This is a genomic window from Chitinophaga polysaccharea (assembly GCF_007829335.1).
GTDB lineage: Bacteria > Bacteroidota > Bacteroidia > Chitinophagales > Chitinophagaceae > Chitinophaga > Chitinophaga polysaccharea_B.
Genome location: NZ_VIWO01000006.1, coordinates 309,564 through 324,879, shown reverse-complemented (window position 1 = coordinate 324,879; position 15,316 = coordinate 309,564). Strand labels below are relative to the sequence as shown.

The following is a 15,316-nucleotide window of genomic DNA, read 5'->3' as shown; positions in this document are numbered from 1 at the left end:
GTAACCGGAACGGATATGAAAAAAATGAACAACATCGTCTTAATCAGTGCTGCCACTATGCTGGGCTTTGCGGCTTGTAAGGGTCCCGGTCAGAAAGGCGCACCTGTTATTCCCCCTACACCGGTAAATGTTATCGCCGCTACGGAGGCGCCGGCCGTTTATTATGATAAATATCCCGCCACCGTGGTAGCGTTGAACCAGGTAGAGCTGCGTTCCCAGGTATCAGGTTTTATCACGGGTATCTTTTTTAAAGAAGGAGAAATTGTGCAGAAGGGAAAAGTGTTGTATGAAATAGACCGCCGTAAGTATGAGGCTGCCTATCTGCAGGCACAGGCCAACGTAGCCAGTGCCCGTGCGAGCTTTGAGAGGGCAAAGAAAGATGATGACCGTTACCAGCGCCTGGCCGACCAGGATGCGGTAGCCCGCCAGATTGTGGATAATGCCAAGGCTACCCTGGAAACTTCCCGTAGCCAGCTGGCAGCCGCAGAAGCCAATCTCGCTGCGGTGCGTACAGATCTTGATTACTCGCTCATCAAAGCGCCGTTTACCGGACGCATTGGTATTTCCCAGGTGAAACTGGGCGCCCAGGTGAGCCCTGGGAGCACCCTGTTGAACTCCATCTCCAGTGAAAATCCTATTGCGGTAGACTTTGTGGTAAACGAAAATGATATTGCCCGTTTTGCCGCGTTGCAGGGCAATGCCGCTACTGGCGATTCTACTTTCCGCTTACAGCTGTCTAACGGTACCCAATATACGCATGGTGGTAAGATACTGGCCATCGACCGTGGTGTGGATAATCAAACCGGTACCATCCGCGTACGTATTGAATTCAATAACCCGGATGATCAGCTGAAAGACGGTATGAGCTGTGTACTCCGCGTACTCAACGACCAGTCGGGCCACCGCCTCCTGATCCCGTACAAAGCGATCACAGAGCAGATGGGTGAATACTTTGTATTTGTGGCTGGCGACAGCACAGCTACGCAAAAGAAAGTACACCTGGGACCCAGGATTGGCGATAAAATAGTAATCATGGACGGTATACAGCCCGGTGAAAAAGTGATCACAGAAGGCTTCCAGCGTTTGCGCGATGGCGGCAAAATACAGATAGGAATACCTGCAGCACCACAAGACGCCGCAGCGAAGAAATAGTTTATCAGTAGAATCAACAGCGAAGATCATGATTGCAGATACTTTTATAAAACGACCCGTAACAGCGATAGTGATTTCTATCGTGCTGGTATTGGTGGGGATATTGGCGATGATGAACCTGGCCATTGGCCAGTACCCGGAAATTTCACCCCCCACTGTACAGGTAACGGGTACCTATACCGGTGCAGATGCACAAACGGTAGAACAAACCGTGGCAACACCGGTAGAAGTACAGGTGAATGGTACGCCTGGTATGACGTATATCAATACCAACAATACCAGTAGCGGACAAATGAGTATGACGGTTAACTTTGAAGTAGGTACCGACATCAACATTGCCGCACTGGACGTACAGAACCGTGTAGGAATTGCACAGCCCACCCTGCCACAGGAAGTACAGCGTTTAGGCTTAACCGTTAGGAAGCGTAACCCGAGCATCCTGATGCTCGTAGCCCTGTATTCTCCCAAAGGCACACATGATATTACCTTCCTCGACAACTACACCAACGTATATGTAAAAGACGCGTTGCTGAGAGCAAAAGGAGTAGGGGATATCTTTACCCGCGCAGATGATTTCAGTATGCGTATATGGCTGAAACCCGATAAGCTGGCGGAAATGGGCGTTACTGCCGATGATATCCGTGCCGCCCTGGCAGAGCAGAATGCGCAGATCACCGCAGGTTCCGTGGGTGCGCCGCCGCAGCAAACCGGTCAAACCTTTGAATACAACATCTTCACCAAAGGGCGTTTATCCACACCGGAAGAATTTGGTAACGTGGTTGTGAAAACCCGTCCCTCTGATGGAACGCTGGTATACCTGAAAGATGTGGCCCGCGTGCAACTGGGTAAATTTAACTATGCCGGTAATAACTTCGTAGATGGAAAACGTGCAGCCTACCTGCTCGTTTACCAGGCCCCGGGTAGTAACGCCATTGAAACGGCAAAGAATGTGACTGCCGCCATGGAGGAACTGAAAAAGCAATTCCCCTCTGACGTTGAATACGTAGTACCATTTGAATCTGTGTCCGTAGTAAAAGTATCTATCGAAGAGGTATTGCATACCCTGGTAGAAGCGCTGATACTGGTGGTGATCGTGGTATTCCTGTTCCTGCAAAGCTGGCGCGCAACACTGATTCCCGTATTGGCCATCCCGGTATCCATTATTGCCACCTTCATCTTCTTCATACCACTTGGTTTTACCATCAATACCTTAACGCTGTTCGGTTTCGTGCTGGCCATCGGTATTGTGGTGGATGACGCCATTGTGGTGGTGGAAGCGGTACAGCATAATATTGACCACGAGAAAATGACGCCACGGGATGCCACCGCGCAGGCCATGAAAGAGATTTCCGGCCCAGTAATCGCGATTGCGCTGATCCTGGCGGCGGTATTCGTTCCTGTAGGGTTTATACCGGGTATCGTAGGGCGTTTATACCAGCAGTTTGCTATCACCATTGCCATCTCTGTAATGATCTCCGCATTCGTGGCGTTGTCGTTAACACCGGCATTGTGTATCCTGTTGCTGAGACCCATGCACCTGGATAAGGATTCCAAAGGATTGAATAAGTTCTTCTACAAGTTCAACCGCTGGTTCGGGCATACTACTTCCCGTTATTCCATGGGGGTGAAAAAGAGTATCCGCTATTTCCGGTTTGTAGTGGTGATCCTGATCTGCATATTTGTAGGTACTATGATGCTGTTTAAGAGCAAGCCTACCGGGTTTATTCCTACGGAGGACGACGGACGTATCTACATCACATTCGACCTTCCTGAATCTTCTTCTACCGAACGTACCCTGGCGGTGATGCAGCAGATGATGAAAGACCTGGATCATACAGAAGGTATTGCGCACTATGCGGCTTTGGGAGGTTTGAACGTAGTAAACTTTGCTACTAAATCCAACAGTGCCACCATCTTCTGCCAGCTGAAGCCATGGGATGAGCGTAAGCCAGACTCCCTGCAGGTGTTTGGCCTGGTAGCTGCTTTGCAGAAGAAGTTGTCGAGATACAAGGAAGCCAATGTGGTGGTGATTCCACCGCCGGCTATACCGGGGTTAGGTTCTACCGCTGGGTTCTCGTTTGTGCTCGAGCAAAGGGGAAGCGGTGAAGTAAAAGCATTTGAAGGGGTACTGCAGAAGTTCCTGGCAGCGGCTAACAGCCGCCCTGAAATAGCCAAGGCATTTTCCTTCTTTACGGCCCGTACGCCCGGCTACCAGCTGGATATTGACCGTGAGAAGGCTAAGAAAATGGGCGTGAAGATATCGGACATTGCATCTGCCCTGCAAACGTATATGGGTAGTGCCTATATTAACGATTTCACTATTTACGGCCGTAACTTCCGCGTGGTAGCACAGGCGGATTCTACTTACCGTGGGGATATTAAAAACTTGAATCAGCTATTTGTGCGCAATGCGGCGGGTTCTATGGTGCCTTTGAGTGCATTGACTTCTTATAAAGTGATAGAAAGCGCCCCGGTGATTTCGCACTATAACCTGTTCCGTTCTGCGGAAATTAACGGTAACCCTGCGCCGGGATATAGTTCCGGTGATGCGATCAACGCATTGAAGGAAGTGGCGGCGCAAACATTACCGGATGGATATGGATATGAGTTCTCCGGTTTGAGCCGCGAGGAGTTGTTGTCGGGTTCCAAAACCGTTTACATCTTTGCCTTGTCAATCATCTTTGTATTCCTGTTCCTGGCCGCTTTGTATGAAAGCTGGTCGGTACCCTTCTCGGTATTGCTGGCCGTGCCTATTGGCGCCTTTGGGGCCATTACGGTGCTTACCTTCCTGCCTAAGCTGAGTAACAACGTATATGCGCAGATTGGTTTGATTACGTTGATTGGTTTGTCGGCCAAGAATGCGATCCTGATCGTGGAGTTTGCGAAAGAGCGTGTAGACAGGGGTATGGATTTGATTACAGCGGCCGTAGAAGCGGCCAAACTGCGTTTGCGCCCCATTATCATGACGTCTATGGCATTCCTGCTGGGTATCCTGCCACTGGTATTTTCTTCCGGTGCGGGTGCAGAAGCGCGTAAAACCATGGGATGGACGGTGTTGGGCGGTATGTTTACCGCTACCTTCCTGGCCATTTTCATTGTACCGGTGCTCTTCGTAGTGATTACGCGACTGGCATATGGTAAAGAGAAATTACAGAAGATGAAGGAAAACTATCAGTCTGTACCTGAACATGATGTACAGGGAAAACTTTAATAGTATTAGGGTTTATAATTACAGGGGGGCGTTGCGAAAGCAGCGCCTTCTTTGTTTTTATTCGGGAAGTATGCGGTTGCCGTCTTTATCGAAGTGGCGGGTGAGTTCCCACTCGGTATCGCCCACCATGTACATAGTACCAGCTACTACAGCGCCGATAGTAATGTACAGGAACCAGTCGGATTGGCGGTTGAACAGCAGCGCGCAGGCAATGCCTGTCAATATCAATATCACGCCTATACGACGGGAAATATAGGCGGCGTATTCATTGGCGGAGCGCCACATTTCAGGTGTTTTGGTAGACAGGAAACTGCGGTAGCCATACCATGATTTGGTGCTTTTGGGTGGATAACGGTGAATAAAGAAGCCCATGAAAAAGAATAATGCACCCGCAAAGATAGCAGCGTTACACCAGGTGGAGTGGAGGAAAGGTAACAACATGGTCCGGGGTTTTGGTTACCATAAGTTACGGAAAAAAAGTGAATATAAGTTCCGCCCCACCTGTGGCGGGGCGGAACTTATATCTTTAGTGTTTGGTTGTATCGGCGGTATTGTTTTTCTTTTTAAACAGGTTGTTTAAGGTATTCTTCACTGATTCGCCGGCTTGTTTGCCCACATTTTCCAGTGGTTTGCTGTTATGTGCAGAATCTTTTTTACCGCTGAGCTGATTTTTTAATTCGTCTTTCAGGGTGTTGACAGCGGTATTTTTGATCTGGTTCAGGCTGTCTTTTACCGTGGTTTTCACCGTATCTATCTTATTTTTTACCAGCGCTGCTGCCTGGTTTTTCAGGCTGTTGGCCGATTCGCGCAAGTCAGTTTTTACGCTGGGCTTCAGGATGTTGCCACCCATTAATACTTGCAGGTGAACGCTGTCGCCGATATTTACAGGAATACCCTTGCTTTGTGCCTGCGATGCCAGGTTGTTGATCAGGTTATTACCAGCGGCGCCCATAAGGCTGCGGGGGAGGGCCAGTTGCAGGGTGTAATCGAGCGACTGGTCAAATCCATGTGAGCCGGCAATATCCATCCGCACGCCGTTCACCACTACCTTAAACGGATTCACTTTCACGCGACCGTTTTCAAAGGCGAAGTAGTTCTTGATATCACGCAGCGACAGGTCTTTCAGCTGGGCTACATTCAGGGTGTTGGCAAGCTGGTCTACCGGGGCAAATTGTTTCAGGAATCCCTGGATCAGCAGCAGGTTACCATCTCCGGTAAGGGTATTCAGTTCCGGCGACATATCCTTGCCCAGTTTACCGTGCATGGTGAGCTGGGAGGTAATTTTACCGGAGAGGAATTTACCGATAGGCATTAACTTTTGTACCGTATTGAAGGTATTGAACGTTTGTTGTACGTCGATGTTCTGTACATTGTACGAAAGGTTAATATCCGGGTTGGTTTTGCTGGCTTTGGTGCTATAGCTACCGTTGATTTCCATGGTACCCCGCAGGGCATTGGCTTTGAGCTGCTGCATGGTCACCGTTTCATCTTTTACCAGCAGGTTGCCGGATACATTAGTGAGATCGGCTTTATCGTAATGGATTTTATTAACGGTTGTTTGCAGGCCGATGTTCAGGTTGGCCGGCACGGCAAACGGCATGGCAGCAGCGCTGTCTTGCTTAGCAGTTTCCTTGCTGGCGGCAGGAGTGGAGCTAGTAGTCCCCATCCATTTATCCAGGTTGATTTCATCGGCTTTGAAATTCAGCTGGCCATCCAGGGGCGCGTTTTTCAACGTATAGGCGAGTAAGTTATTGACCGCACCATTGGCTTCGAAATTAGTGCCCAGGTATTGTCCGTTCAGTTCTTTTACCGTTACATTTTTCGGGTTGAATTGTAAGAAGAGGTTATTCACTTTTACGCCATCGGGATAATCCTTGCTTTTATAGAGCATATTGCTCAATTGTAGGGTACCGGCGGCATAGAAGCGGTCGTATTGTTGTTTTTCGATGGCGCTCATATTGCCTTTGGCACTGATATCGGCATCCAGCAGCCCGGTTAAGTTGGTGCCTGCCTCCAGTTTCACGAACTGGCTGATTTTGGAAAGATCCAGTTTGCCTTTGGCTGCAGCATCCACGTACAGATCGGATATCGGCGTTTTAATCAGCATACGCAGGTCCAGCGGGGTATTATCCATTTCCAGGTGGCCGGTAGGCATATCTATCACGGTATGATCAGGTACGCCATCGGGGTTGCTAATTTTCATGGCTATCTGGATATTCTTCACTGGCTTGGGCAGATCGGGATATTGGAAGAAGCCATCTTTTACGTTCAGGTCCAGTCCAAATGACGGCATTTGCGTAGGAGAGTAGTTGCCCTTTACGAACCCGGCAAAAGCGGCGGTTCCGCTGGTTTTTATCTTATCGAAATCCGTTTTATATACCGCAGGTACCAGCGACAGCAGGTCCTTGAAGTTAGTGGAAGGCGCTTTAAAGCTCATATCCATACCGTAGGTAGAATCATTTACCAGCCTAAAAAGGCCTTGCAGGGCCAGCTCCAGGTTATTGAGCGAAGCTTTACCGTCTTTCAGCGTATAGGTACTGGTTTTGTTATCGATCTGGATACCGGCATCCAGCTTGGTTTTTACCTGCGATAAATACGGGATGAGGCCATACCGGAAGGTAATGCCATCGGCTACCGTACTGGTTTGCAGGAGGAATTGGTCCTGTGTAAAATCGCCCTGTCCCTGGTGGGTAAGGCCGGTAACCAGCAAGGCCATATTACCCTGGCGGTCTTCATAGCTGATCCATGCATCTTCGATTTTATACTGCTGCAGGCTGAGGGCAAATTTACTTTGCGTGGTATCTGCCGGATGTGCAGCCGCCGTATCAGGTTTCATGATATTCCAGTTGGCGGCGCCGTCTTTATTCACAATGGCGTGTATGCGTGGTTGCGAGAGCGCGATATTATAAATATCCATCTTACCGCCATTGATAACACTCATCAGGTTGAGCGCCACGTCTATCTGTTTGGCAGCCAGCAGGGTATCCGAAGAAAACTCACCGGTACCTACTACCTGGAGGTTTTCGAGTCCTACCGACAAACGGGGAAAATGACGGAATAGGCTGATATCCATGTCTTTAAAATCCACCTTGGCGATGAGCCGGTTATTCAGCTCTGTTTTTACAATGGCGATGATTTTGTCTTTGAAGAAATAGGGAATGGCGAAAGCGGCCACTATCAAGACCAGTACTGTGATGCCCACAATTTTCAGGATCTTCTTGAGCATAGGTTAATTTTTGTTTTGGGGGTGAAGATAAGCATAATGTGGAAAGCAGGAAATAGGGGTGTCAATACCATCTCTGGGCTATTTTGTACTTTTGCGTCATAATAGCAGCATATGACACCAGAAAGAAGGGAAAAGATATTGTCGGTTTTAAAGAAACGGCAGGCTAATTTAACAGTTGTGTTAGAGGATGTACAGGATCCCCATAATGTGTCGGCCGTAATGCGTACCTGCGATGCCGTGGGCATACAGGATATTTACATTATCACTTCCCGGGAGCCCCGCAGGAAAAACTGGGGGCATCGGAGTAGCAGTAGTGCCAAACAGTGGCTCAGCATTCATGATTTCGATAGTGCAGCGGAGTGCTTTGCTGCATTACGCCGTCAATACGATAAAATATTAACCACCCACCTGGCGGCCGATGCCCAAAGTCTTTATGACATCGATTTTACCGGTTCCATCGCCCTGGTTTTTGGCAATGAGCAAAATGGGGTCAGCGAGGAAGCCCGTGCGCTGGCAGATGGCAATTTTATTATTCCCCAGATGGGTATTATCCGTTCGTTAAATATTTCCGTTGCGTGTGCCGTGAGTATTTATGAAGCCATGCGTCAGAAAACATTGGCAGGGCATTATCAGCAGCAGGGGTTGCCGGATGCGCAGTATAATAGTTTGCTGGAGGAGTGGGGGTTTAGAGGAGAGGAACTGGAAGAGGAGCAGCAGTAAGAGGGCTACCATATTTTTAAAAAGGCCATTTTTTTTATTTAAATGTTTGACTTATCCTTAAAATAACGTGAATCAGTGACCTATAATCCCGAATTTTAGCAATTAATTCTCTGTACTTGTATTTCACTAACGTCAACCGATATATAATATCTTACCGTAAGAATAGCAACAAATAGAGCAACAGGTAATGCTGCGACAGTATTTTTTGAGAATACCGGTTCTTATGTTGTAAAAGATAATATTACTAATGAAATTATACAAATTATTTATCGACTGGATCCAAATTGGATACCAGATGCGACAATAACAATTCCATTTATTCCTCATAAATAAACATTATTCCTCATGAATAAAGTAGAACAAATATTTGTAGAAGAGGCATTAGAAAGAGGAGGGCTGCTTCTTTATACCAGGGAAATTGCTTTAAAATTTGTAAAAGAGTGTAGAAATGAAAATATCCATTTGTTAGGGATAGATGGATTTTTTTTGATAGATAATAGTACTCAACCAAGCATGGCGGATAGTATAGATTTTTCATCGTTGTTTTTTGAAGGGGATGTATACAAAAAAGCGATAGATTTTTTAGAAAAAAGACCAATTGGTATGTTTTTCGAGATAATATGCGAGTAAATAAGTATAATAGTAACAGTTTATTACGGTGCAGGGGTCCCAAAAAACTAGCTTTTTTAAAGAGGTGGTCGAATCAAGTAAGAGGATAGCTCACAATAAAAAACGCAGGCAATACCGCTTGCGTTTTTTATTGCAATACGTTTTTGATTTTTCTATTAACAATGAAGGAATCGAGGAAGAATAATTTTCGAACGAATTATCATTTTGATTTGAAGAAATTTATAACCACTACACGTGGTGGATTAAAATATGAAAAGGAATAAGTATGATAAATTGAATATTAACTACAACAAGTTTTGCCTTTTGGCTATTAGGAAGTTCTTGCAATTTGATTTGCAACGGTAAAAAAATTCCATTGGGCCTGGTATATGCAAATAAAAATGATTCTCTAAAGGTCATTTTGAATAATAAGGTGATGATTGAAAAAGTAATTAAGGAAGAATATGATGGGCATTTTGAGTCTAAAAAGGATCGACTTGCAACATGGTGTATAAGCGAAGATTCTGTGCTAGTGAAAATAATATTTAATAGCAGAGATACCTCTTTTTACCTTCATCCTAAGTTGATAAAGGGATGGTATGTTGGTTGTGATTTGCAGAAATATATAGATATATACTATGACTACGAGAAAGGAGGGCTTGGAGACTATGCACCTTTTCGATAACAACCTTAGTTACTCAAAGGAATGCATTAACCATGGGGATGGTATAAAAAAGCATTATAATCACCTTTATCCTTTTATTCTTTTGTAGTGCCTGAAACTTGGTTTGCAAGGGTGAAAATATTTCCGTTGCAGGGCTTATACACCCCGAAGATTATGATAAGAGCGGAAAATGGAGTTCGTTAGAGCAATACCTCAATATAAATAATCAAGATAATCAGCATAACTTCATGTGGAGCTTTTATACACTTGGAAAATTTAAGGTCAAACCCAGGGACGCGACTAGTATAAGCACGACACAGTTGAAGCTAATGAATTCAAATTATTAGGATGGAAAATTAAATCGTAAAAATAATTTTCGTACGAATTATCATAGTGAAATAATACCGGAATTTGGCATATATTCTACACGAGGATCGTTAAAGTATGAAAAGAATAATAAAGTATGAAATATCAATTATAGTCAGCTTTGTTTTTTTACTTCTGGGAGTTGCATGTAATTTGCCTTGTAGTGGTAAAAGAATCCATTTGGGACTTATTTATGCAAATGAGAATGACTCTCTAGAGATCATTTTGAATGATAAGATACTTGTTGATAAAGTAGTTAAGAAGGATCTCATTGGGCATTTTCGTGATAGTAAGGATCGGCTTGCAATATTGTGTATAAGTGAAGATTCTATTCTCTTGAGTATAAAATTTAATCGAAGCGATACATCCTTTTATATTCATCCTGAAGCAATAAAGGGATGCTATGTTGGTCGTAACATAGAAGGAGGGATTGATATATACTATGACTATGAAGTTGGCGGGCTTAAGGAGTATGAAACTATTCGATAACTATACAATGTATTAAGTGAATTCCCTGAAGAATATTTTGAAAGATAAGAATAAAAGAGGCGGCGTCAGAGAATATTACTTATTGATAACAAGAACAGATCTTATATAAATGCCTTAAGCAAAGTATGAAGTACAGAGTAGTAGTAATTTTATATAGCTTTGTCTTTTTATTCCTCTCAAATTCCTGCAACTTAATTTGCAGCGGAAAAAGAGTCTCCGTTGGGTTGATATACGCAAATGAAAATGATTCATTGAAGATCATTTTGAATGATAAAATAGTGGTTGATAAGGTAATTTACCATGGCTACAATGGCCGTTTTCGCGATAGAAAAGACCGACTGGCAACATGGTGCATAAGTGAAGATTCTACACTAATAAAAATCAGGATTAATAGTAGAGATACCTCTTTTTATCTTCATCCTAAATGGATAAAAGGATGGTATGTTGGCTGTAGTATGAAAGGAGATATTGATGTATACTATGATTATGAGGTAGGTGGTCTCGGCAATTATGAACCTTTTAGATAATTAGGAAATTATCGTTGCAACCTTTAATAGATGCTTCCAGGCGAATGAGAATATGAGGTAGCGCAAAACGCGGCCACCTCAAAGGGTAAATATATAGCGTGTAGGGGTGGCCGCATTTCGCAGCCACCTCAAAAGCAACATTAATTCCAGCACCAATCATTTCCCCAACCCAATCTGCTGCATCATTGACGCATTGTCCCAAAACAACATCTCTTCCTTCATTTTGCCATGTTCCCAATGGCCTACTGTACACATCGATAAGCGGAATGACTTACCTGTGGGTGCTATCGTTTTTCCATCTCCCATAGACATGGGCTTACTGAAAGTGCCGGTCATTATGCCTATGACGCAGGTCCAGTCGCCGGAACCAAATCTAACGGGGTGTTCTTTGATTTTGGTATCGGGGGCAAAGGTAAAGAGTGGTTCCAGTTGTTTAATATGATCTGGGAGTCCTTTGGTTTGACTGCCATCGGGGTAGGTGACTACAATATCCTGCGCATGGCTGACACTTAAAGAATCCCATTGCTGGTGGCTGTAAAAGTCGAAGTCGAGGGTATCGAATCGTTGTAGTCTTTGTTGGGTGAGGGCTGCTTCGTCGGTATATTGTTGTAGTGCTTTTTGTAAGGAATCCACCTTTTGCTGGAGGTTGTTGCTGCCGGTGTTTTGCTGACAGCTGCTTATAATTGCTATAAGCAATAGCAGAAGTAAGTATTTGTTTTTCATAAAGGGGTGTTTTACTCCTGATAACAATGGAAGGTGTTGGTTGGTTGTGTTGTAGCATCACAAAAAAATCCCCACCGCTGTAGCGGTGGGGATTTGCATTTATACTTACATAAACCCTTATGCACTGCAGGTAACGCAACCTTCTTCCATGGTACATACTGCGCCCACAATAATTTCTTCTTCCTGGTTGCCACCGCTGCCGGCTGCTACTACAGGTTGAATTTGCTGACCGCCTTGTTTTTCCACGGTAAATTGTACCGCCTGGGCAGCTGCTTGTGTACGCAGGTAATACATACCTGTTTTCAGTCCTTTCTTCCAGGCGTAGAAGTGCATGGAGGTCAGTTTACCCGTTGTAGGGGTGTCTACGAACAGGTTCAGTGACTGTGACTGGCAGATGAATGCACCGCGGTCGGCGGCCATGTCGATGAGGTTACGTTGTTTGATTTCCCAAACTGTTTTATACAGTTCTTTGATATTAGCTGGTATTTCGGCAATGTTCTGGATAGAGCCATTGTGCGAAATAATTTTAGTCTTCATGTCATTATCCCACAGGCCCAGTTCTACCAGGTCTTTCAGCAGGTGTTTGTTTACCACTACAAATTCTCCACTGAGTACACGGCGGGTGTAGATATTGGAAGTATATGGTTCAAAGCACTCGTTGTTGCCCAGGATCTGGGAGGTAGAAGCGGTAGGCATTGGCGCCAGTAACAGGGAGTTACGGATACCATCTTTTACGATGGATGCTTTCAGGGAAGCCCAGTTCCAGCGGGAAGAAGGTGTTACGCCCCACATGTCGAACTGCAGGATGCCTTTAGAGGCTGGGGAGCCTGCGAATGTTTCGTAGGCGCCGTCTTTCTTGGCCAGGTCGTTGGAGGCAGATAGGGAAGCGAAGTAGATGGTTTCAAATATTTCGCTGTTCAGCTTTTTAGCTTCGTCGCTTTCAAATGGATAGCGCATCAGGATAAAAGCATCGGCGAGACCTTGCACACCCAGACCAACGGGGCGGTGGCGCATGTTGCTGCGTCTGGCCTCTTCTACCGGGTAGTAGTTGTGGTCAATGATTTTATTCAGGTTGAGGGTTGCCTGGTAGGTTACCTCGTATAATTTTTCGTGATCGAATTTACCGTCAATAACGAAGCGTGGCAGGGCCAGGGAAGCCAGGTTACATACGGCTACTTCGTCGGAAGAAGTATATTCGATGATTTCTGTACAGAGGTTGGAGCTCTTGATGGTGCCCAGGTTCTGCTGGTTGGATTTGCGGTTAGCCGCATCTTTATACAGCAGGTAAGGGTTACCGGTTTCGATCTGTGCATCCAGGATGGCAAACCAGAGGTCTTGTGCTTTCACGGTTTTGCGGGCACGGCCTTCTCTTTCGTATTGCTCGTACAGGGTTTCAAAAGCTTCGCCCCAGCAGTCATGCAGTCCTGGTGCTTCATGTGGACAGAACAACGCCCAGTCGCCATTGGATTCTACGCGTTTCATGAACAGGTCGGGCATCCAGAGGGCGTAAAACAGGTCGCGGGCGCGCATTTCTTCTTTACCGTGGTTCTTGCGCAGATCCAGGAATTCGAAGATGTCGGCATGCCAGGGTTCCAGGTAAATAGCGAAGGCGCCTTTACGTTTACCACCGCCCTGGTCTACATAGCGTGCGGTATCGTTGAATACGCGCAGCATGGGAATGATACCGTTGGAAGTACCGTTGGTACCGCTGATATAAGAGCCAGTTGCGCGGATGTTATGAATGCTTAAACCGATACCGCCGGCGCTTTGGGAAATCTTAGCTGTTTGTTTCAGGGTATCGTAGATGCCTTCAATGCTATCGTCCTGCATGGTGAGCAGGAAGCAGGAAGACATCTGTGGTTTGGGTGTACCTGCGTTGAAGAGGGTAGGCGTGGCATGTGTAAACCAGCGTTCACTCATCAGGTTATATGTTTTGATGGCAGCATCAATATCGTCTTTGTGGATCCCTACGGCTACGCGCATCAGCATATGTTGCGGGCGTTCCTGTACTTTACCGTCTGTTTTCAGCAGGTAAGAGCGTTCCAGGGTTTTGAAGCCGAAGTAGTCATAGGCAAAGTCGCGGTCGTAGATGATGCTGGAATCCAGGATATCTGCATTTTTCTTAATGATCTCCCACACGTCATCAGACAGCAAGGCGGCTGATTTGCCGGTTTTAGGATCAATGTACTCATACAGTTTCTTCATCGTTTTGGAAAACGACTTGATGGTATTTTTATGCAGGTTACTTACTGCAATGCGGGAAGCCAGCAGGGCGTAATCCGGGTGTTTCGTGGTCAGGGAGGCCGCTGTTTCGGCGGCGAGATTATCCAGTTCGCTGGTGGTTACCCCATCATACAAACCTTGTATCACTTTCTTCGCTACATCTATCGCATCAACATATTCTGTATTGAAACCGTAACACAGTTTTTCAATACGGGCAGTAATTTTGTCGAATTTTACTGCTTCTTTTCTTCCATCTCTTTTGATTACGAACATGGGTTTGTGAATTTAGATTTTAACTGTCAGCCGTTTGCCAACAGCCAAAGAGGTTAGTAAATATGAATTTTGTTCGCTGCCCGGCGTTGTGCGGGCCATTCCTGCTAGAAGTCTTCTTCCAGGCTGAAGGTCTGAGCTTCCTTGCTACCGCCCATTACACCTGATTTTTGATAATCTCCCACACGTTTCTCAAAGAAGTTGGTCTTACCCTGTAATGAAATCATTTCCATGAAGTCAAATGGGTTAGAGGCATTAAATATTTTGCGATAGCCCAGTTCTGCGATCCATCTGTCGGCTACAAACTCGATGTATTGCGACATCAGTTCGGCGTTCATTCCGATCAGTCCAACCGGCAGGGCTTCTGTAATGAATTCTTTTTCATAGGACACAGCATCACGGATAATGGTATGTACCTGTTCCTCACTCAGTTTGTTTTCCAGCATGCTGTATAACAGGCAGGCGAATTCGCAATGCAGACCTTCATCCCGGCTGATCAGCTCGTTAGAGAAGGTGAGGCCGGGCATCAGTCCTCTTTTCTTTAACCAGAATATAGAGCAAAAGCTACCGCTGAAGAAGATCCCTTCTACGGCGGCAAAGGCTACCAGGCGCTCAGCAAACGTACCGTTCTCAATCCAGCGCAATGCCCATTCGGCTTTCTTTTTCACTGCAGGAACGGTGTCGATAGCGTGGAATAAACGGTCTTTTTCTGCCGGATCTTTCACATAAGTGTCGATCAGCAAAGCATATGTTTCAGAGTGAATGTTTTCCATCATGATCTGGAAACCGTAAAAACAACGGGCTTCCGGGATCTGTACTTCACTCATAAAATTGACTGCCAGGTTTTCATTTACGATACCGTCGCTGGCGGCAAAGAAAGCCAGTACATGCGATATAAAATGACGTTCCCCATCATTCAGGGAGGCCCAATCTTTCAGGTCACTACTCAAATCTATTTCCTCGGCTGTCCAGAAACTGGCTTCGTGCTTCTTATATTGCTCCCAGATTTTCGGGAATTTGATCGGCAATAACACAAAACGCTCCTTGTTCTCTCTTAGAAGAATTTCATTCTCGTTACTCATCGTTAATTATTTATATGGGTACTGTCGAAAGGTTTTTGGTTTTTCTGATTGGGG

The 15,316-nt window shown here is 45.6% G+C and carries 13 protein-coding genes; 8 read left to right on the top strand and 5 right to left on the bottom strand.

All coding sequences use genetic code 11. The annotated features are described in order from the left end of the window. Positions 1-15 precede the first annotated feature (15 nt). Both FHW36_RS20680 and FHW36_RS20675 read left to right on the top strand, forming a co-directional pair. The gene (locus tag FHW36_RS20680) at positions 16-1,152 is read left to right on the top strand and encodes an efflux RND transporter periplasmic adaptor subunit (protein WP_145671489.1); all 1,137 of its coding nucleotides are present in this window, start codon (positions 16-18) and stop codon (positions 1,150-1,152) included. A 28-nt stretch (positions 1,153-1,180) separates the two neighbouring features. Further along, positions 1,181-4,363, top strand: coding sequence for an efflux RND transporter permease subunit (locus FHW36_RS20675; protein WP_145671488.1), 3,183 nt, complete (start codon positions 1,181-1,183; stop codon positions 4,361-4,363). Between the two features lie 57 nt (positions 4,364-4,420). On the opposite strand, the gene FHW36_RS20670 is transcribed toward FHW36_RS20675, so the two are convergent. Together FHW36_RS20670 and FHW36_RS20665 are read right to left on the bottom strand one after the other, a co-directional pair. Further along, entirely contained in the window at positions 4,421-4,804 is a 384-nt protein-coding gene (locus tag FHW36_RS20670) for an SdpI family protein (RefSeq protein WP_145671487.1), read from the bottom strand. An 85-nt stretch (positions 4,805-4,889) separates the two neighbouring features. Continuing rightward, positions 4,890-7,589: an AsmA-like C-terminal region-containing protein gene (locus tag FHW36_RS20665; RefSeq protein WP_145671486.1), complete on the bottom strand. Its 2,700-nt coding sequence runs from the start codon at positions 7,587-7,589 to the stop codon at positions 4,890-4,892. A gap of 111 nt (positions 7,590-7,700) precedes the next feature. Between FHW36_RS20665 and FHW36_RS20660 the strand changes: the two genes are divergently transcribed. The 6 genes from FHW36_RS20660 to FHW36_RS20635 all read left to right on the top strand — a co-directional run bounded on the left by FHW36_RS20660 (position 7,701) and on the right by FHW36_RS20635 (position 10,964). After that, positions 7,701-8,309 carry a TrmH family RNA methyltransferase gene (locus FHW36_RS20660; RefSeq protein WP_145671485.1) on the top strand — a complete coding sequence of 203 codons (609 nt, stop codon included), beginning with the start codon at positions 7,701-7,703 and terminating at the stop codon, positions 8,307-8,309. A 162-nt stretch (positions 8,310-8,471) separates the two neighbouring features. After that, a complete protein-coding gene (locus FHW36_RS31085; protein ID WP_145671732.1) occupies positions 8,472-8,642 on the top strand; it encodes a colicin E5-related ribonuclease in 171 nt (56 codons plus the stop codon). Between the two features lie 12 nt (positions 8,643-8,654). Continuing rightward, complete coding sequence (locus FHW36_RS20650) at positions 8,655-8,939, top strand: hypothetical protein (protein WP_145671484.1); 285 nt, start codon at positions 8,655-8,657, stop codon at positions 8,937-8,939. A 355-nt stretch (positions 8,940-9,294) separates the two neighbouring features. Continuing rightward, positions 9,295-9,603 (top strand): hypothetical protein, encoded by a 309-nt coding sequence (locus tag FHW36_RS20645; protein WP_145671483.1) that lies wholly within the window; start codon positions 9,295-9,297, stop codon positions 9,601-9,603. A 423-nt stretch (positions 9,604-10,026) separates the two neighbouring features. Continuing rightward, complete coding sequence (locus FHW36_RS20640; RefSeq protein WP_145671482.1) at positions 10,027-10,437, top strand: hypothetical protein; 411 nt, start codon at positions 10,027-10,029, stop codon at positions 10,435-10,437. A gap of 125 nt (positions 10,438-10,562) precedes the next feature. Beyond that, positions 10,563-10,964 (top strand): hypothetical protein, encoded by a 402-nt coding sequence (locus FHW36_RS20635; RefSeq protein ID WP_145671481.1) that lies wholly within the window; start codon positions 10,563-10,565, stop codon positions 10,962-10,964. A 156-nt stretch (positions 10,965-11,120) separates the two neighbouring features. Here FHW36_RS20635 and FHW36_RS20630 read toward each other — a convergent pair whose 3' ends face one another. The 3 genes from FHW36_RS20630 to FHW36_RS20620 form a co-directional block, all read right to left on the bottom strand. Next, positions 11,121-11,687, bottom strand: a complete 567-nt coding sequence (locus FHW36_RS20630) for an ester cyclase (RefSeq protein WP_145671480.1) — start codon at positions 11,685-11,687, stop codon at positions 11,121-11,123. 117 nt (positions 11,688-11,804) lie between these two features. Further along, entirely contained in the window at positions 11,805-14,183 is a 2,379-nt protein-coding gene (locus FHW36_RS20625) for a ribonucleoside-diphosphate reductase subunit alpha (RefSeq protein ID WP_145671479.1), read from the bottom strand. 104 nt (positions 14,184-14,287) lie between these two features. Further along, positions 14,288-15,262, bottom strand: a complete 975-nt coding sequence (locus FHW36_RS20620; protein ID WP_145671478.1) for a ribonucleoside-diphosphate reductase small subunit — start codon at positions 15,260-15,262, stop codon at positions 14,288-14,290. Positions 15,263-15,316 lie beyond the last annotated feature (54 nt).